Source organism: Streptomyces sp. NPDC048516, from assembly GCF_043199875.1.
Lineage (GTDB): Bacteria > Actinomycetota > Actinomycetes > Streptomycetales > Streptomycetaceae > Streptomyces.
The window spans coordinates 521,610-538,866 of the sequence record NZ_JBICWS010000001.1; the positions used below are offsets into that span (position 1 = coordinate 521,610).

The 17,257-nt window shown below is 72.2% G+C and carries 16 protein-coding genes; 4 read left to right on the forward strand and 12 right to left on the reverse strand.

The annotated features are described in order from the left end of the window. Window positions 1–117: 117 nt before the first annotated feature. The 5 genes from ACGFR7_RS02390 to ACGFR7_RS02410 all read right to left on the reverse strand — a co-directional run bounded on the left by ACGFR7_RS02390 (window position 118) and on the right by ACGFR7_RS02410 (window position 5,532). Window positions 118–1,935, reverse strand: coding sequence for a M4 family metallopeptidase (locus tag ACGFR7_RS02390; RefSeq protein WP_393312050.1), 1,818 nt, complete (start codon window positions 1,933–1,935; stop codon window positions 118–120). 683 nt (window positions 1,936–2,618) lie between these two features. Next, window positions 2,619–2,909: a hypothetical protein gene (locus ACGFR7_RS02395; protein WP_393312052.1), complete on the reverse strand. Its 291-nt coding sequence runs from the start codon at window positions 2,907–2,909 to the stop codon at window positions 2,619–2,621. A 659-nt stretch (window positions 2,910–3,568) separates the two neighbouring features. Continuing rightward, window positions 3,569–3,754 (reverse strand): hypothetical protein, encoded by a 186-nt coding sequence (locus ACGFR7_RS02400; RefSeq protein WP_244417136.1) that lies wholly within the window; start codon window positions 3,752–3,754, stop codon window positions 3,569–3,571. A 331-nt stretch (window positions 3,755–4,085) separates the two neighbouring features. Beyond that, window positions 4,086–5,210: a PP2C family protein-serine/threonine phosphatase gene (locus tag ACGFR7_RS02405; RefSeq protein ID WP_393312054.1), complete on the reverse strand. Its 1,125-nt coding sequence runs from the start codon at window positions 5,208–5,210 to the stop codon at window positions 4,086–4,088. A 178-nt stretch (window positions 5,211–5,388) separates the two neighbouring features. Continuing rightward, window positions 5,389–5,532 carry a hypothetical protein gene (locus ACGFR7_RS02410; RefSeq protein ID WP_393312056.1) on the reverse strand — a complete coding sequence of 48 codons (144 nt, stop codon included), beginning with the start codon at window positions 5,530–5,532 and terminating at the stop codon, window positions 5,389–5,391. A gap of 215 nt (window positions 5,533–5,747) precedes the next feature. On the opposite strand from ACGFR7_RS02410, the gene ACGFR7_RS02415 reads away from it, so the two are divergent. Further along, window positions 5,748–6,674 (forward strand): DMT family transporter, encoded by a 927-nt coding sequence (locus ACGFR7_RS02415; RefSeq protein WP_393312058.1) that lies wholly within the window; start codon window positions 5,748–5,750, stop codon window positions 6,672–6,674. Window positions 6,675–6,842: 168 nt separating this feature from the next. Here ACGFR7_RS02415 and ACGFR7_RS02420 read toward each other — a convergent pair whose 3' ends face one another. The 7 genes from ACGFR7_RS02420 to ACGFR7_RS02450 all read right to left on the reverse strand — a co-directional run bounded on the left by ACGFR7_RS02420 (window position 6,843) and on the right by ACGFR7_RS02450 (window position 14,983). After that, the gene (locus ACGFR7_RS02420) at window positions 6,843–8,276 is read right to left on the reverse strand and encodes an aminobutyraldehyde dehydrogenase (RefSeq protein WP_393312060.1); all 1,434 of its coding nucleotides are present in this window, start codon (window positions 8,274–8,276) and stop codon (window positions 6,843–6,845) included. Beyond that, entirely contained in the window at window positions 8,269–9,582 is a 1,314-nt protein-coding gene (locus tag ACGFR7_RS02425) for a flavin monoamine oxidase family protein (protein ID WP_393312062.1), read from the reverse strand. Before ACGFR7_RS02425 ends, ACGFR7_RS02420 begins: the two co-directional genes overlap by 8 nt. A 107-nt stretch (window positions 9,583–9,689) precedes the next feature. Continuing rightward, complete coding sequence (locus ACGFR7_RS02430) at window positions 9,690–10,808, reverse strand: ABC transporter ATP-binding protein (RefSeq protein WP_393312064.1); 1,119 nt, start codon at window positions 10,806–10,808, stop codon at window positions 9,690–9,692. Further along, window positions 10,805–11,650 carry an ABC transporter permease gene (locus tag ACGFR7_RS02435; protein ID WP_393312066.1) on the reverse strand — a complete coding sequence of 282 codons (846 nt, stop codon included), beginning with the start codon at window positions 11,648–11,650 and terminating at the stop codon, window positions 10,805–10,807. Before ACGFR7_RS02435 ends, ACGFR7_RS02430 begins: the two co-directional genes overlap by 4 nt. After that, window positions 11,647–12,549 (reverse strand): ABC transporter permease, encoded by a 903-nt coding sequence (locus ACGFR7_RS02440; protein WP_393312068.1) that lies wholly within the window; start codon window positions 12,547–12,549, stop codon window positions 11,647–11,649. The genes ACGFR7_RS02435 and ACGFR7_RS02440 overlap by 4 nt, the downstream gene beginning before the upstream one ends. A gap of 1 nt (window position 12,550) precedes the next feature. Then, complete coding sequence (locus tag ACGFR7_RS02445) at window positions 12,551–13,684, reverse strand: spermidine/putrescine ABC transporter substrate-binding protein (protein ID WP_393312070.1); 1,134 nt, start codon at window positions 13,682–13,684, stop codon at window positions 12,551–12,553. Between the two features lie 147 nt (window positions 13,685–13,831). Beyond that, window positions 13,832–14,983, reverse strand: coding sequence for an aromatic ring-hydroxylating dioxygenase subunit alpha (locus ACGFR7_RS02450; RefSeq protein WP_393312072.1), 1,152 nt, complete (start codon window positions 14,981–14,983; stop codon window positions 13,832–13,834). Between the two features lie 373 nt (window positions 14,984–15,356). Here ACGFR7_RS02450 and ACGFR7_RS02455 point away from each other — a divergent pair, with 373 nt between their 5' ends. The 3 genes from ACGFR7_RS02455 to ACGFR7_RS02465 are packed head-to-tail and all read left to right on the forward strand — an operon-like array spanning window position 15,357 to window position 17,255. Beyond that, complete coding sequence (locus ACGFR7_RS02455; RefSeq protein ID WP_393312074.1) at window positions 15,357–15,779, forward strand: hypothetical protein; 423 nt, start codon at window positions 15,357–15,359, stop codon at window positions 15,777–15,779. Beyond that, window positions 15,776–17,050, forward strand: a complete 1,275-nt coding sequence (locus ACGFR7_RS02460) for an NADH-ubiquinone oxidoreductase-F iron-sulfur binding region domain-containing protein (protein ID WP_393312076.1) — start codon at window positions 15,776–15,778, stop codon at window positions 17,048–17,050. The genes ACGFR7_RS02455 and ACGFR7_RS02460 overlap by 4 nt, the downstream gene beginning before the upstream one ends. A gap of 13 nt (window positions 17,051–17,063) precedes the next feature. Further along, complete coding sequence (locus ACGFR7_RS02465) at window positions 17,064–17,255, forward strand: ferredoxin (protein WP_393312078.1); 192 nt, start codon at window positions 17,064–17,066, stop codon at window positions 17,253–17,255. The last annotated feature ends 2 nt before the right edge of the window (window positions 17,256–17,257 follow it).

Sequence of the window (17,257 nt, forward strand, 5' to 3'; positions counted from 1 at the left end):
CCGCGGCCCCCCCCCGGGGGCCCCCCCCCCCCCGCCCCCCCGGGGGGGGGGCGGGGGGGGCCCCGGGGGGGGGCCCCCCCGCGCGGGGCCCCACCACACTGTGCGTGGCCGGGGCGGTCAGTGCTGGGCGGTGGGCGCGTTGGACGCCGTGACATTGACGGCGGCCCAGGCCTTGTCCACCGTCTTGTACTCGGTGCTCCCGGCGCCGTACAGGTCCTTGGCCGCGTGCAGCGTCGCGGCCCGGGCGTCATGGAAGTCGGTCGTGGAGACCATGTACCGGGTGAGCGCCCGATAGTAGATCGCCGTCGCCTTCTTCCGGCCGATGCCGGTCACCTTCGAGCCCTTGTAGGTGGCGGAGTCGTAGTGGACACCACCGATCGTCTTCTTGCCGCTGCCCTCGGCGAGGAGGTAATAGGCGTGCGAGGAGACGCCGGAATGGCCGTGCACCTCTCCGTCGTAGGACGCCTTCGACCAGTAGTCGACCGCGCCTTCGAGCTTGTCGAGGGACGGCTTGTCCAGACGGCGCAGGAACTTCTGGCCGAGGCCGAGCTTCTCGCCCAGCAGGTAGTTCGGCGGGTTCTTCGGGTTGTTGGCCGAGAACTCGACCGCGCTGCCGAAGATGTCCGACAACGACTCGTTGAGGGCACCGGGCTCGCCGAACTCGTTCCCCTCCTCGTCGGTGCGGGTGGGCTGCAGATCGGCCGTTGCCTCGACGACACCATGGGTGAGCTCATGGCCGGTGACGTCCAGCACGACCATGGGCTTGGTGAACGTCTTGCCGTCGCCGTCCCCGTAGAGCATGCAGCCGCAGTCCCGGGACCAGTACGCGTTGCCCACCTTCTTGCCGAAGTGGACCAGGGCGTGGGCACCGCGGCCGTCGTTCTTGATGCCGTTGCGGCCGAAGGTCTTCTTGTAGAAGTCCAGGGTGCTGGTGATGCCGTACTGGGCGTCGACGGCGGCGGTCGTCCGGTCGCTCGTGGTGCCGTTGCCCCAGCGGTTGGTGGTGCTGGTGAACGCCTTGCCGTCGGTGAACTTCTTCGCCTCCTTGTCACCGGCGTCCCGGGTCTCGGTGTTCCCGCGGGTGGAGTCCTTGAGGGTGAAGGACTTCTGCGCGGTCCGGGTGGTGGACAGCGGCACCTTGCCGACGAAGAGGGAGGCACCGGAGCCGGTGGCCGCGGAGGGGAAGCCGGCGCTCCCGGCCGCCTTTTCCGTGGCGGCCGGGGCGGCCGGGGCGGTGGAGCCCAGGCCGGTCGAGGGGCTGAGCCGTTCGCCCCGGGCGCGCAACTTGGCCTGGACGGCGGGCGACAGGAAGGAGTCGTCGACCGGGGTGTTGCTGAGCACCGCCCCGGAGGCCGCGTCGAGGACGAGCGTGCGGGTGCCGCCGGCCTCGGAGATGCGGCTGTCGGCGACCTGTACCCGGTAGGCCAGCGTGGTCCGGTTCTTGCGGGCGTCCACGACCAGTTCGGGCTCGTCGGCGCGGCCCTTCGCCACGGCGGCGGCCTTCGTCCTGGCCTGACCGGCCGACAGCTTCGGGTTCGCGTCGGGCACATCGACCTGGTGGCGGTAGGCCCGGGTCACGCTCTCGTAAGCGGACTTGGCGGTCAGGTGGATGACGAGGTCGCCACCGAGCACCGGCATCCCACGGTGGGTGCGGACGAAGCGGACATGCTGGCGGCCGTCCGGATCGATGAGTGTGTCCGTGACCTTGAGGGTGTCCTTCTTGCCGACTCCGGTGGCCGAGGCGTGTGCGTACGCGGCGGCACGGGCCGCCTCCACGGCCTTCTGGGGAGCGGGAGTTGAGGCGGAGGGGGAAGCGGCCGGCGAAGCCGCGGGGCCGGCGAAGGCGCTGCCCGCCGCCCCCGCGGTGAGAGTGGCGGCCGTCGTCACGGCGACGGCGATGGCCAGGCGGCGCCCGCGTATGTGGGGTCTACGCACTGCTGTGGGTCCTTAGCGCTGCGGGGGCGGTCGGCTGGCCAACCGCCCGTACGCGCGGTGCTGTTGTGCACCACGGGGGCCGTGGGGCCCCGCGCAAACCCTGGTATGTCTGGCATGGGCATGTAAAGCGAAATGATCAGAATGCGAGATTTCTGATCGAGATTTCACAATTAGCGAGCTTGAGATGGTCAGAAGATGACCAGCAGTGCTCTATGGGGAGAGACATGGAGTGGCGCCACTTGGTTGCTCGGGAGTTGCGCCGAACTGTGAACTGCCGGTGATTCGGCATCGTTCGCTCGGCTCGGCTCGGCTCGGCTCGGCTCGGCTCGGCTCGGGTCCGGCCCGGTCCGGCCTGGCCCGGCCTTCACCGAAGGCGCGTCGATGCGCGGCGGGGTGGTGCCTGAGGGCAGGGCGGAGGAGGGGAGGCGTGGGGGAGGCGCGGGACGGCGAGCTGAAGGCCGCCGGTCGGTCAGGCGGGCGACCTGGCGGCGGTCGCGGCCGTGCCCGGGGCCATGCGGCATCGCCTGTCGGACGCCGCGCGGAGGCCGGTGATCAGAGTGCTCCCGCGCTCACCGATGGGGTAGCGCCGGCCGGAGGGGCCGCGCTGAGGTGTGGGGGCCGGGCCGGCCTGTGTAGGCGGCGCTGATCGTTCGGGTCGCGCAGACCGTTCGGGCCGCGGTGGGCTACCGGTGGAAGAGCTCCTCCAGGGAGGCCTCGGCTCGTTCTCCACCACGGGCGGCTTCGACGACGGCCTGGTGGAAGGCGCGGCTGGCTTCTTCGGAATGGCACGGGACGGGGCTGCCGGCCATGGTGTACCAGTCGGTGGCTCCGGTGTACTGCACAGCCACATGGGCCAGGTCGTCCGACCAGGTCGTGTGGATGGTCAGGTCGCCGTTGATCACGCCGATCTCCGCGGTGCAAACCGCGCCGGGTAGGGCGTGGATCCCGACAGTGGTCCAAGATGCCCAGGTCATGGTGTTCCCCTCGGCGGCAAGGGCCCCGGCCGGCGGCCGGGCGCGGTGACTCAAGTTTGGCACTTGAGGTGCGGGAGCGCACCGCATGCGGCGGCCCAGATTCCACAAGAGACGCGTGGGCCCCGGCGGACCCTCGCGTCCGGCGGGTCGTCCACGCCGGCGCTCGGGGCACCGCCGGGCCGAAGCGGCGGCATTTCGGCCCGTGGCGGCCGGTTTTCCTGGGTGAGGTCGGTGGCTGCTCCGGGCCCGCATCGGTCACCGTCCGTGCCCGGCCCATGGGGGCAGGCCGTCCCGTCCTCGCACGCCGTGAGCGGCGACGCGCCGGCGATGTGCACCGGCCGGTGCGCGACCTCCCGGAGCAACCGTGCGGGAGACGCCCGGCCCGGGGCCGGGCCGCCGCCCGATCGTCGCCCACACCGGGGTGCTCCACGTGCTCTACGTGCTCTACGTGCTTCGGACGCTTGCATGCGCTCTTTGGCGCTCTATGCGCTCTCGTGCGCGACAAGGGCCCTCGTCCTGCATCCCTCCGGCACCGATCACTTGGTCCAAGTGCGGTGCCGGCTGGAGGACTTGGGAATCGCCGTGCTCGTTGTCGGCCATGAGCGTCCGGGCTCCCGGTGAGCAGCCGGGCCGGGGAGTGCCGATGTCGCGGCGGAATCTCAGTCGATGACCGTATGGAAGAAGGTGACGGCGGCCCCGAAGGCAGCGCCGCCGACGAGAGTGGCGGAAGCCGGGGTGCCGCCGTTGAAGAAGGTGAGCACACCGGCGCCGATAGCGGTGAGGGCGCCAAGCAGGAAGATGACGGCGGCGCGCTGACTCAGCAGGGTTGATCTGTTGTCGGACACATCAACTCCGATCTGCGCGGGAGCGACGGATCGCTCGGTGCGGATGCTGATGCTCTGACTGATCTTCTCATCCCACTCAACGGATTTTCGGCAGCACACGAGGAATTTCGGAAAGAGCCACGGAAAGAATCAAGGCGGGCCTGGGGGCCGGGCGAGGGCGCGGGGACGGAGCGGTCGCCGAACTCCCCCTGGATGGCGGGCTTTGCCGTGTGGTCCGCCATCGCAAGGGTGCGCTGCCCGGGCTGACGGGCCGGGCGTCGGCGATGCGGGGTTTCCTTACGCGGGTCGCGTCCGCGAACAGTCGAATCGACGGCGGACAGGCGGCCGCTCCTCAGCGTTCGGCGCTGCTTCCCTGCGGGGCGGGCCTTTCGCGGCCCGGCACCTGCCGGGTGATCGCGAGGACCGCCATATCGTCGTCGCGCGGTCCGCCGGTCCAGCGCTCGACATCCGCCGCCAAGCGGTCGATCAATTCCCGGGGCCCTCGGAACGGGCCCTGGTCCGCCAGCTGTGTCGCGGGGTCGTAGAACGTTCCGGTGTGGTCCCTGGCCTCCGTCACCCCGTCGGTGATCAGCAGGAGTGTGCTGCCCGCCGGGAACGGCCAGTCGGTGGGCCCGGTCCGTCCCGCGCCCAGGGCACCCATCCCCAGCGGAAGGCCCGGATCGTCGACCTCCAGTGCGCGCACCTCGTCGTCGTGGCAGAGGTAGGGCGCGGGGTGGCCGCAGTTCAGCAGCCGCAGCCCCGCGGCCCCCGGGAGAACTTCGCAGATCAGGGCCGTGATGAAGCCTTCGAGCCGGTTCTCCTCCGAGGTGTGCTCGCTCTCCCTCAGCAGTGCGTGCTCCATCCGGTCGGCCAGCGCCCGCAGGTCCAGCTCCTGCTCGGCGGCCTCGCGGAACGCGCCCAGCAGCACCGACACGGCGCTCACCGCCCCGAGCCCCTTGCCCCGCACATCGGCGATCATCAGCCGTACGCCGAACGGGGTGCGCTGGACGGCGTAGGCGTCGCCGCCGATCCTGGCCTCGCTCTGCGCGGCCTGGTAGCGGGCGGCGATGGCCAGCCGGCCGATACGTTCGGGTGGGGCGGGCAGCACGGCACGCTGGGCCGCCTCCGCCACCGAACGGACGACGTCCAGATGGCGTCCGTAACGGGCGATCACCCGGTTGACCCCGACGCCCATGAGCGCGGCGAAGAGGGTGTTGACGAGCTCCAGATGGCCTTCGAGGTTGTCGGCGGTGCCGTCCTTCACCGTCAGTGCGAAGACGCCCACGACGATGGCGACGCCGATCGCCAGGGTGTGCCGCAGGGAGAGCAGCGCACCGGCCGTGACGCTGGCGGCCGTCAGCATCGGGTCGCCCCAGTAGTCCGCCGGCGAGAACGCGTCCCAGACGAGCCCTCCGGCGACCAGAACGCTGGGAGCGAACTGGACGTATCGGGGCCATCGCGGAGAGAAAGGGGGCATAGGGATTCCTGACCAGCCATCCATGTCGGGTAGCAGGAATATGCCTGTTTCGGGGAGATTTATACAGCGGGCTCCGGTGGTCGGGCGAGGCCCGCGGCTCGCCCGACCGGTCCCTGTACCCCGTAGCTGTATCCCGCAGCCTTCGGCCACGGACGTGCCCGGGAGGGCCGAACGTGTGTCACTCCGCCGCGGCGTCGTACGGCGGTGGGCAGCCGGTGGTGGCCGGCGCCGCGAGCGCCGCGGCCCGTACGAGAAGATCCTCGTCGCGCAGCAGCACCGCCAGGTCGCCGGGGCCGCCGGCCGGGACGCGGCCGTCAGTCACTCGGGACGTGGCCGCCGGGCACCCGGGAACAGCCGCCCGGTACCCGGGAAACATCCGTCCGGCCCAGCGAATGCGGTCCCCCGGCGCCCGTGTCGCCGGGCGGTCCCGGCCGGCTGCCGGATAGCGTCGAGGCCCAGTACAGCGCCGCCCGCCGCCGCCCGACCACCGCGGCGCGGCCCTGCCGGGTGCCCGGGCGGCCGACGAGGAGGTGGGCCGTGACCACGTGGCCGGCCGTGGTGTTCGCAGTCCTCGCGGCAGCCAGCAATGCGCTGGCCACGGTCCTGCAGCGGCGCGCCGCCCGTACGGTCCCGTTGTCCACCGGACTGCGCCTCGGCCTGCTCGTCGACCTGCTGCACCGTGCGGTCTGGCTCGGCGGGATGCTCGCGGTCGTCGCCGCGGCCTGCTTCCAGGCGCTGGCGCTGTCGCAGGGCGCGCTGTCGGTGGTGCAGCCCCTCTTCGTCCTCGAACTGCCCCTCGCCCTGCTCATCGGACGGGCCCTGCTGGGCGGACGGATCCCCCGCACCGGCTGGATCGGTGTGGGGCTGCTCGTCGTCGGGCTCGGATCCGCCCTCGCCGCCGCTGCGCCCACCATCGGCACCACCCACGCCCCGTTCGACCGCTGGGTGCCCGCCCTGGTGGTCTGCGCCGCGGTGATCGCCACGGCGGTCGGTGCCGCGCTCCGCCGCGGGGCAGGCGGCGTACGGGCCGCCTGCTTCGCCGGGGCGACAGCGGTCGGGTACGCCCTCACCGCGGCCATGCTGAAGGACGCCACCCATGCCTGGCAGACCGGCGGCCCCGCCGCGTTCTTCAGCACCTGGCAGACCTACGGCTTCGCCGCCACCGGCGTACTGGCCATCTTCCTCCTGGAAAACGCCATGCAGTCGGGCCCGCTGACCGCCTCCCAGCCGGTCCTCACCCTCGGCGACGCGCTGGTGAGCCTGTCGCTGGGCGTCACCCTGTACGACGAACGGGTACGGACCGGCTGGTGGCTGCTGCCCGAGGCGCTGGGCATCGGGCTGGTCCTGTGGGGCGCGGTGCTGCTCTCCCGCGTCGCCCTGGCCCAAGACCTGACAGGCGCTCAGGAGACGACACCGGCCGCCGCCCGCGACGCCGGTACGGCGCCGGGACCGGCGGATACCTGAGCGCCGTGCGGTGGCGGGGCTACCGGAGCCACCCGCGCCCCCGGTAGCCCCCCGCCGCACCACACGAGTCTCATCGCGTGAACCTCAGCGCATGAACCTCACCGCGTGCAGCTCAGCGCATGAATCTCACGGCATGAGGCCCACGGCATGACGTTCCCCGTATGAGCCTCACAGCATGACGTGCTTGACCTGGGTGTAGTCCAACAGGCCCGCGAGGGACAGATCGCTGCCGTAGCCGGAGTGCTTGACCCCGCCGTGCGGCATCTCCGACACCGTCGTCCCATGGGTGTTCACCCAGACGATCCCGGTGTGCAGGGCGCGGGTGGCCCGCATGGCACGCGCGTGATCGGCGGTCCACACGCTCGCCGCCAGACCGAAGCGGACCCCGTTCGCCAGCCGGAGGGCCTCGGCCTCGTCGGTGAAGGGCTGCACCGTCACGACCGGACCGAAGATCTCCTCCTGCACGATCTCATCGTCCTGGCGTACCCCGGCAACGACCGTGGGGGCGTGGAACCAGCCCGCCCCGCCCGGTGCCGTGCCTCCCGCCACCACCTCGGCATGGTCCGGCAGGCGGCTCAACAACCCCTGCACGGAGGAGAGTTGAGCCTGACTGTTGAGCGGTCCGTAGTCGGCGGCCGGATCGCCGGGCGGCCCGGTCCGCAGGGTGCGCGCCGCCGCCGCGAACGCGGTCACCAAGGCGTCGTAGCGGCGGTGGTGGACCAGGAACCGGGTGGGGGCGGTGCAGTCCTGGCCGGCGTTGTAGTACGCCACGGCCGCGAGTTCGGCCGCGGCGGCCCCGGCGTCCACGTCCTCGTGGACGAGCACCGGCGCATTGCCGCCCAGTTCCAGGTGCACCCGTTTGAGGTCCGCCGCGGCGGTGGCGGCGATCTCCCGCCCGGCCCGGACACTGCCGGTGACGGCGACGAGCCGGGGCACCGGGTGCGCGGTCAGCGACCGCCCGGTGTCGCGGTCCCCGCAGACCACATTGAGCACGCCGGGCGGCAGATGCTCCGCGGCGATGCGGGCGAGCAGCACGGTGGAGGACGGGGTGGTGTCGGCGGGCTTGAGGACCGTGGTGTTGCCCGCCGCGAGCGCCGGGGCGACCTTCCACGCGGCCATCATCAGCGGGTAGTTCCAGGGGGTGATCTGCACGCAGACACCGACCCGTTCGCGACGCAGTACCGAGGTGCGGCCCTCGGTGTACTCGGCGGCGGCCGCCCCCGGCAGATTGCGCGCCGCCCCCGCGAAGTAGCGGAAGGTGTCGATGACCGCGGGCAGTTCCTCGGTCCGGAACTGCTCCGGCGGCTTGCCGGTGTCCCCGACCTCGGCGGCCACCAGGGCGTCGGCGTGCTCCTCGATCGCCTCGGCGATCCGCAGCAGCGCCCGCTGCCGCTCGCCGGGAGTGGTCGTCGACCAGCGGGCGAGGGCGGTCTGTGCGGCGGTGCAGGCCGCATCCGTGTCGGACGGGCCGGAGCGTGGCGCGCTGCCGTGCACCTCGCCGGTGGCGGGGTTGACCAGGTCCATCGTCGCGCCGGAGGCCGCCGGGCGGTCCGTCCCCGCGAGGTGATTGCGGAGCGGGGCGGGCATGGGGGCCTCAGCCATGACGCAGCACCTCCCGTGCCGCGTCGCGGCCGGTGCGCACCGCGCCCTCCATATAGCCGGCGACCCACTGGTCGGACCCGCAGACGTAGAAGGGCGGTTCGTGTGTGCCGTGCAGCGGGCCGACCGCCATCACATCGCCGGGATTCCACTGCGTGACGTACCCCTGGGTCCAGGGGTCGGTGCCCCACAGCCGCAGATATGACGTGAACGGCTGGAAGGCCTCGGCACCGTAGAGGCGCGCCACGTCCGAGAGGAGTTCGTGGTCACGGACCGAGGCGGGCATGCCCAGCAGGACGCCGTAGCGCTCGGGCGGAATCAGCGCGGAGAGGATGCCCTCGCTCTGCGGCCAGGTGCTGCCGAGCACGCCTTCACCTTCGGAGAGACCGTTGAGGCCCCGGCTGCGCCAGAAGGGCTTGTCGTAGGCCGCGGCGAACTTGGCCGCGACGGCGTGCCGCTGGCGGTGCAGCGAGGCGAGCCGGGCCCCGGAGACGCCGGTGACGGCGACCGAGCGGAGCGGACCGACCGGCAGGGCGCTGACCACGGCATCCGCCGTCAGGGTCTCCCCGCAGGCCAGCCGCACCCGGCAGCCTCCCGGCCGCACCGCCACTTCCTCGACGGGCGCTTCGAGCCGGATGCGGCGGCCGAGTTCCGCGGCCATGCGCAGCGCCACCGTCGCCGAGCCCTCGGCCACCCGCAGGCCCTCCCAGTCCTCGTAGGCGTAGGGGTCGTCACCGGGGACCGCGGCGTGCTTGCGCAGCGCGGCGAGCAGCGAGATGCGCTCGTAGGAACCCCCGGCCAGGGCGAGTTGGCCGATCTCCCAGAGCCGGACGACGGCGGGGCTCGCGCCTTCGCCGCGCAGCCAGGCGCCGACCGGCAGGCGGTCGAGGGCCGCCGCGTGCGGATGAGCCCACGGGTCCCCGGGGTCGACGGTCCGGGCCAGCGCGACGAAGGCGTCGGTGACCTTACGGTGGCAGGCCTCGTCACCGGGACCGAACCAGTGCGGCGGATCACCGGCCGAGACCCCTTCGGGGGTGGCCCGCGCCATCTTGCCGGGTTCGGCGACATAGCTGGGAATGAGGGTCAGGCCGAGCTCCGCGGCCAGCGTGAGGTAGGCGGTATGGGCCCGGCCGACCACCTCTCCGCCGAGCTGGACCAGCCGGCCGTCGGGCAGCACGGCCTGCTCGACGCGTCCGCCGACCCGGTCGCGGGCTTCGAGGACGAGGACGTCGGCGCCGGCCGCGCTGAGGTCACGCGCCGCGGCGAGCCCGGCGAGGCCGGCACCGAGCACGATGACATCGTGGTTCATGGGGAGGGCTTCCTTTGCTGTCGGTGAACGGCTGCCGGTGCGGGCGCACCGGGGCCCGGCCGGCGCACCGGCCGGAGCGGGCCCGCGCTGATCCGGAGGGCACGGCCCTACTCCAGGACCAGGCAGTGCTCCGGCCGCCAGCCGATCTCCACGCTCTCGCCGCCGCTCCAGCGGTCCTCCATGCGCGAGCGGTCGGTGTTCTGCTCCAGTACGGACACCGTGACGCCGGGGGCGAGTTCGATCAGATAGGTGGTGGTGGGGCCGGAGTAGACGGTCTCCCGGACCACGCCCTGCACCAGCGCCATGCCCGGTTCGAAGTCGGAGAGCCAGATCTTCTCCGGCCGGACCGACAGGCTGACGCTGCTGCCGTCGGCCACGCCGCTCCGGTCGCCGACCGGGAGAGCCGGGCCGCAGTCGAGGACGACCCGCCCGCCCCGGTAGGTGCCGGGGACCAGGTTGGAGGTCCCCATGAAGGACGCCACGAAGCGGCTCGCGGGGCGTTCGTAGACGTCCTCCGGCGTGCCGCACTGCTCCACGTGGCCCTCGTTCATCACCGCCACCCGGTCCGACATGGTCAGCGCCTCGTCCTGATCGTGGGTGACGAAGACGAAGGTGATGCCGACCTCGCGCTGGATCTGCTTGAGTTCGACCTGCATCCGCCGCCGGAGCTTGAGGTCGAGCGCGGCCAGCGGCTCGTCGAGCAGCAGTACCTGGGGCCGGTTGACCAGGGCGCGGGCCAGGGCGACCCGCTGGCGCTGGCCGCCGGAGAGCGTACCGGGCTTGCGGTCGCCCAGACCGCCGAGCTGCACCCGTTCGAGCATGGCGCCGACCCGCTCGCGGATCTCGGCCCGGCCGACGCCCTTGCGCTTGAGGCCGAAGGCCACGTTGTCGGCCACCGAGAGGTGGTCGAAGAGGGCGTAACTCTGGAAGACCGTATTGACGTTGCGCTTGTCCGGCGGGAGCGCGGTCACGTCCTCGCCGCTGAGCAGAATGGTGCCCGCGGTGGGGTCGGTGAAGCCGCCGATCATCCGCAGCGAGGTGGTCTTGCCGCAGCCGGACGGGCCCAGCAGGGAGAAGAACTCGCCGGGCGCGATGTCCAGGGAGAGGTCCTGCACCGCGTAGGAGCCGCCGTAGTTCTTGCTGATGTGGTCGAGCCGGACGGCGGGCGCCTCGCCGGCCGGGGCCGCACCGGGGGAGGGGGCGTGGGAGGAGGTCATGGGTGTCACTTCCCGGAGAGCAGATCGAGGCCACCGCGGCGGCCGAACAGACGCGGGATGGCCAGGGCGAGCCCGATGAGGCCGATGGAGCCGACGAGCATCAGCGTGCCGACCGCGTTGATGGTGGGCTGTACGCCGAACCGGATCGCCGAGTAGATGCGGACGGACAGCGGCTGCGGGTCCACGCCGGTGGTGAAGTAGGCCAGTACGAAGTCGTCGAAGACCAGGGCGAAGACGAGGACGGCGGAGGCCAGGATGCTGGGCAGCAGCGCGGGCAGGGTGACCAGGCGGAGCGCCTGCCACCGGGTGGCGCCCAGGTCCATCGCGGCCTCCTCCACCTCCGGGTTGAGGGCGGCGATCCGCGAACGCAGGATCACCGTCACATAGGAGATGGAGAAGGTGATCTCGGCGAGCATCACGGTGCCGGAGGAGAGCGTGATGTCCATGCCCTTGAAGAGCAGCATCGCGGCGACCCCGGTGACGATCTCCGGGGTGATCAGCGGGACCAGCATGATCAGGCCGGCCAGCGAGCCGAGCCGGGTACGGCAGCGCACCAGCCCCAGGGCCAGCGCCACGCCCAGGACCACCGAGCCCGCCATGGCCACCAGGCAGACCCGCAGGCTCATGCCGAGCGATTCGATCAGCACGTTGTCGTGGAAGAAGGCGGAGTACCAGCGGAGGCTGAAGCCCTTGAAGACGGTGAGGGACTTCTGCCCGTTGAAGGAGAAGAGGACCACCACGCCGATGGGGAGGTAGAGCAGCAGGAAGAAGAGGGTGGTGACGGTGAGGGCTAGCCGGGGCCTGCGGTCGGTGCCGCGGCGGTGCCGGCGGTGCGGGGGGCGGAGCGTCATCGGGCGGCCTCCGCCTCGTCCTTGCGGGTGCGCCGCAGATAGCCGAGCATCCCGATGAAGAGCACCGCCATCATCAGCATGGTGAGGGCGGAGCCGAGCGGCCAGTTCTGGCCCTGGAAGAACTTGTCCTGGATCAGGTTGCCGATCATGATCTGGTCCGGCCCTCCCATCAGCTGGGCGCTCACGAAGTCGCCCATGGCGGGCAGGAAGACCAGGACGGCGCCCGCGGCCGCGCCCTGGCGGGTCGCCGGGAGGGTGACGAAGAAGAAGGTCCGCAACGGCCCTCCGTACAGATCGCGTCCCGCCTCGATCAGCGAGAGGTCCATCCGCTCCAGCGCCGCGTACAGCGGGATGATCATGAAGACGATGAAGCCGTAGACGAGTCCGGCGATGACCCCGACCCCGCTCTGCAGGATCTTGGTGTGCGCGTCGGCGAGTCCGACCGCGCGCAGCGCCTTCAGCACGGGCCCGCCGTCGGACAGCACCACCGACCAGCCGTACATCCGCACCAGGTAGTTGGCGAAGAACGGGACGACGATCGCGGCGATCAGCAGATTCTTGAACCGCCCGCCGTGCAGGGCGATGGTGTAGGCGACCGGATAGGCCACGACCAGGCAGACGGCGCAGGCGATCAGGGCGAAGCCCAGCGAGCGCAGCAGCACGATGCGGTAGGCCGGGTCGGCCATGGCCGCGATGTTGTCGAAGTTGAACCCGAACCGCGGGTTGCCGAGGGGGTCGGTGGTGCCCAGGGCCAGGGTGGCCACGAGGATCAGGGAGGCGATGAGGAACCCGGTCATCCACAGGGTGCCGGGGAGCATCAGCCAGGTCCACAGCCGGGTGCCGGACGCGGAGCGCCCGCGCCGGTCCCGGAGTGCTCCGGAGGGGGTGCGTTGTGCCATGTCAGCCGGCTTTCACGTGGGTCCAGGCGGTATCGCGGGCCTGCTCGCCCTTCGACGACGCATTGCGGAAGAAGAGATCGGCCTTGAGGTCGTCGGGGGCGACCAGGCACTGCGGGAACGGCTTCACGATCGAGGCGTAGACGTCCTCGCTGCCGCCGACCGGCATGGGGTAGCCGATGTACCGGATGTTCTTCCGCACGTTCTCGGGTCTGAGCATGTAGTCGATGAAGAGCATCGCCGTACCGGGGTGGCGGGCGTTGGCGGGAATCGCGTAGCAGTCCGAGTTGATCGGCGCGCCCTCCCGCGCCACTTCGAAGCCGAGCACGGACGGGTCCTTGGCCTGTCCGAGCATCGCGGCCATGTCACCGCTCCAGGCCTGGGTCATCGCCGCGTTGCCGTTGAGCAGGTTGTTGTAGCTGTCGCTGGAGAAGCCGCGCAGCCGGGGGCGCAGGCTCTGCAGCGTGGCGGTGATCCGGGCGAGGTCGCGGTCGTCGGCGGTGTCGACGTCCAGGCCGAGTTTGAGGGCGGCCATGCCCAGCACCTCGTCGCGGTCGTCGAGGACGAAGACCTTTCCCTTGGCCCGGGCGTTCCACAGGTCGCCCCAGGAGCCGGTCAGGTCGTCGCCTATCCGGTCCTTCCGCCAGCCGATGCCCGTCTTGTACATGGTGAACGGGACGGTATGCGCGGAGCGGCGGTCGTACCAGGGGTCGGCGAAGTAGCGGTACCGGCCGAACACCGCGTCGGCATGGCGCAGCCGGGAGTGGTCGATACGGCGCAGCCGCCGGCCCTCGGCCAGCCGCTGCGCCCATTTCGCGGTGGGAAAGATGATGTCGTAGCGGTTCCCGGCGTTGAGCTTGGCGGCCATGCCCTCCATCGAGTCGAAGTTCGACTGGATGACCTTGACGCCGTACTCCTTCTCGAATCCGTCGAAGACGGCCGGGGCGACGAAGTCCGCCCAGTTGAAATAGACCAGGTCGCCGTCCGCCTTCACGTCGATCGGCCGGTCCGGATCGCCGAAGGCGTTGCGGTCCTCCGGCAGAAAGCCGCATCCGGCCAGGCCGAGGCCGAGAGCCGCGGCGGCGCCCGAGCGCAGGAACGCGCGCCGGGACGGAGATGGAGGTTCCTCGGGGGACATGGGGTCCTCTCCGTAGGGGATGTGCGCTGCTTCAGGGAGCGGTCACGGATGCACGGAAGCCCTGTCCTCCGTGCGGGACCTGTCAGCCGTGGCGCGGGGCGTCGCGCGCCGAGGGGACGGCTCATGGCGCTGTCTCACCGGTGGGGGTCAGCGCATCGCGCCACCGAGGTCGGTGCGTACCCGGTCGGCGAACCAGCCGACCGCGGCCTCGCGGCGGGACAGGGGGCCCGGCTCGAAGCCCGGGGTGCCGAGGCCTTTTTGCACCCGGGACACCAATTCGGCGTCTTCGTCATTGGTGATCCAGCCGATGTGGATGTTGAGCCGGCGCGCGAGCCGGGTCCGCGCGCTCGTCCCGCGGCGCGTGTAGAAAGCGCCGGGGACGGCCACCCTGTCGACCGCCGTCGGTATGGCGGTCCAGGCAAGCACATGGTCGGGGTAGAAGTCGATGAGCGTGTTGGGGTAGATCACCGCGTACCGCCAGATCCGCCGGTCGGCCTCGGTCAGCCCCGGCATGGGGGAGGCGAGGCGCTGGTAGAGCCGCTCGGCCCAGTTCGACGACGGCTTGTCGCGCAGCGGTGAGGCGAAGAGGACATAGGACTCGGCGGTCTCGCTGGTGTAGCCCTGGTAGTCGAGCAGGCGCATCAGCCCGGGGTGGGCGACCGGGACGTGGTAGCCCTCCAGGTAGTTGTCGACCGCGACCTTCCAGTTGGCCTGCTGTACCTCCGCGCCGGCCAGGTCGTGGATGCGGCTGCGTCCGACGGGCACCAGATCGGCCCCCGCGTAGTGGCCGACGGCCTTCGCCAGCCCGGCGCACTGCTCCGCCAGCGGAACGGCGTCCGGATCGAGGTTGGCGAAGACGAACCCCAGGAACGACTCGACCCGGACCGGGAAGAGGCCGAGGGCGGGCTTGTCCAGGCAGGGGATCTGCCGTGCTTCGGGCGCGCCGACCAGCCGTCCGTCGAGCTTGTAGGTCCAGCCGTGATACGGGCAGCGGATGGCCTTGCCGGACGCCTCGGGGGCGGAGACCAGGCGGGTGCCGCGGTGCCGGCACACATTGAGGTGCCCGGTCAGGGTGCCGTCCTCGGTGCGGACGACCAGGACCTCGCGGTCGGCGACGGTGGCGGCGAGCCGTGCGCCGGGGCCGGGGAGATCGGACTCGTGGCACACGAGCTGCCAGGACTTGGCGAAGATGTGCCGCGTCTCGGCGGCGGCCGTGGCCGGGTCGGTGTAGTAACGGCCGGACAGCGCCCGGCCGGGGACATCCTGGGGGGTCGGTGCCGTGGTGGCTTCGGGGTGCATCGGGTCGCTCCTCCATGCCGCACTGGGCGCTGGGTGCCGAGGCGGCAGGGCGCGGTGAAAGGTCCCTGAACCGGCGCACCGGCGCCCCGGATCCGTGCTGACTAATTGGTCAGTCAGATTGCTGGCGGGTTTCAACGAAATCAAGACTTGTGTCCTGACTAATTGGTTAGTTAGCTTAGTGGCATCGCCGCTCCGGCGCTCCGCCGCACGGATCCCGGGCAGCGAGCGGGCGCGCCACGCCCCGATCACGCAGGCCGAAACCCCGTAACGGCACGTCACCGGCACATCACCCCGGCACCGGGTCGCCCGGCTCCGCCCCCACCCCGCCGCCCCGGCCCGTGCCGGCCCCCCACCCCTCTCCCCGGAGGCACGCATGAGCGGTCGTCGGAACCTGATCTGGCTCGGGCTCACCCCCGAACCCGAGCGGGAGCTGCCCGCCACCGTCGCGGCCCTGCGTGGCGCCGCGCGGCGGACGCCGGACGTCCTTGCGGAAGCGACCGCGGCCGCGACCGCGGCCGAACGACGCCGCGTCGAGCGCCTGATCCTGCACGGCACCCAGCACGGCTGGCTCCGCTACCTCGCCGAGGTGACCGACCTGGTGACCGCGGTCGCCGGCCGTACCCGCCCCGGCGACCGCCGGGCCGCACTCCGTGCGGCCGAGGTCGTGCTCGACCACCACCGCATGCTGGTCGGCCTCCCCGGGCCGGGGTACGACCGGACGGCCGCGGACCGCAGTGCCCTGGAACGCGCGGTGCGCACCCTGCGCACCACCCCACCGGACGGAGACCGAGGATGACCGGGACCGAATCGCTCCTACCGCAGGGGACCCCCTCCGTGCTCGGCGCGATGCCCGGCGTGACCGAGGACGCCAGGGCGTACCTGGCCGCCGGCGGCTACCGCAGGGCGATCGGCGCGGCGGAACTCCTCGACCGGCTCGACGGCCTGCGCGGACGCGGCGGCGCCGGCTACCCCACCGCGGCGAAACTCCGCGCCGTCCGCGACGCCGGGCCCCGCCCCGTCGTGGTGGCCAACGGTGAGGAAGGCGAGCCCGGCTCCGTCAAGGACCGCTGGCTGCTGCGGGCCCGCCCGCATCTGGTCCTGGACGGTCTGGCGCGGGCCGCGGAGATCACCGGCGCGGAACGCGGCTATGTCTACGTCTCCGACACGGCGGCGGGCGAACGGATCCGCCGTGCGCTCGCCGAACGGGCACCCCAGCTGCCGTGCGACGTCGTCGACAGCCCGCACACCTATGTCGCGGGGGAGGAGAGCGCCGTGGTCCGCCGGATCAACGGCGGCCCCGCCCTCCCCACCGCCAAACCGCCCCGCCCCTACCAGCAGGGCGTCGGCGGCGCACCCACCCTCGTCGCCAACGTCGAGACCCTGGCCAAGATCGCGCTCATCGCCGCACAGCCGGACCGCCGGCGCCACACGGCCCGCGCCACCCTGGTCACACTCGCGGGCGCCGGCGCCGCGCCCCTGCTCGTCGAGGTGCCCTACAGCTGCACGCTGCGGACCCTGGCGCGGGCCCAGGGCACCCCCGAGCCGGCCGGCGTCCTCATGGGCGGCCTCTTCGGCGGGCTGCTCGGTCCCGGCCGGCTCGACCTCGCGCTGGACCCCGACACCCTCACGGCCGCGGGCACGGCACTGGGCTGCGGGGCGATCCGCTTCCTCGCCCCCGACGAGTGCCCGGTCTCCCTCGCCTTCGCCGCCGTCGCCCATCTCGCCGCCGAGAGCGCCCGGCAGTGCGGCATCTGCGTCGCGGGCACCGGCTCCGTGCGCGACGCCGTCGGTGCGCTGACGAACGGCACGGCCGACGCGGGACTCCTCACCCGGCTGCGGCGCTGGTCCACCTCGCTGCCCGGCCGCGGCGCCTGCGGTCTGCTCGACGCCGCGGCGGGCACGGCCGGCAGCCTCCTGCGCGCCTTCCCCGACCTGGTCCGCGCCCACCTCGACGCCCCGTGCCCGGGCTGCGCCGTGCCCGCCGACGCCGGCCGGCTCACCGTCCCCGTCCCGTACGTCGCCCGCCGTACGGTGCCACGCCCCCGCTCCGCCGTCTCCCCCCGCTGAAAGGACGACCGCCGTGAAACTCCGTCTCGACGCCACCCGCTGCCAGGGCTACGGCCTGTGCCAGGAACCCGCACCGGACCTCATCGACCTCGACGAATTCGGCTACGCCGCGGTCACCGCCGACCCCGCCCCCGGCACCTCCGAGGACGCCGCCCGCGCCGCCGCCGAAGCCTGCCCCAACTTGGCGCTCCGGCTGGAGAGGTGACC

What these genes read in the sequence shown, in the direction of transcription:
- ACGFR7_RS02395 (WP_393312052.1), bottom strand. Translation starts at nt 2,909, where the DNA reads ATGACCTGGGCATCTTGGACCACTGTCGGGATCCACGCCCTACCCGGC.
- ACGFR7_RS02405 (WP_393312054.1), bottom strand. Translation starts at nt 5,210, where the DNA reads ATGCCCCCTTTCTCTCCGCGATGGCCCCGATACGTCCAGTTCGCTCCC.
- ACGFR7_RS02420 (WP_393312060.1), bottom strand. Translation starts at nt 8,276, where the DNA reads ATGGCTGAGGCCCCCATGCCCGCCCCGCTCCGCAATCACCTCGCGGGG.
- ACGFR7_RS02425 (WP_393312062.1), bottom strand. Translation starts at nt 9,582, where the DNA reads ATGAACCACGATGTCATCGTGCTCGGTGCCGGCCTCGCCGGGCTCGCC.
- ACGFR7_RS02435 (WP_393312066.1), bottom strand. Translation starts at nt 11,650, where the DNA reads ATGACGCTCCGCCCCCCGCACCGCCGGCACCGCCGCGGCACCGACCGC.
- ACGFR7_RS02440 (WP_393312068.1), bottom strand. Translation starts at nt 12,549, where the DNA reads ATGGCACAACGCACCCCCTCCGGAGCACTCCGGGACCGGCGCGGGCGC.
- ACGFR7_RS02445 (WP_393312070.1), bottom strand. Translation starts at nt 13,684, where the DNA reads ATGTCCCCCGAGGAACCTCCATCTCCGTCCCGGCGCGCGTTCCTGCGC.
- ACGFR7_RS02450 (WP_393312072.1), bottom strand. Translation starts at nt 14,983, where the DNA reads ATGCACCCCGAAGCCACCACGGCACCGACCCCCCAGGATGTCCCCGGC.
- ACGFR7_RS02455 (WP_393312074.1), top strand. Translation starts at nt 15,357, where the DNA reads ATGAGCGGTCGTCGGAACCTGATCTGGCTCGGGCTCACCCCCGAACCC.
- ACGFR7_RS02460 (WP_393312076.1), top strand. Translation starts at nt 15,776, where the DNA reads ATGACCGGGACCGAATCGCTCCTACCGCAGGGGACCCCCTCCGTGCTC.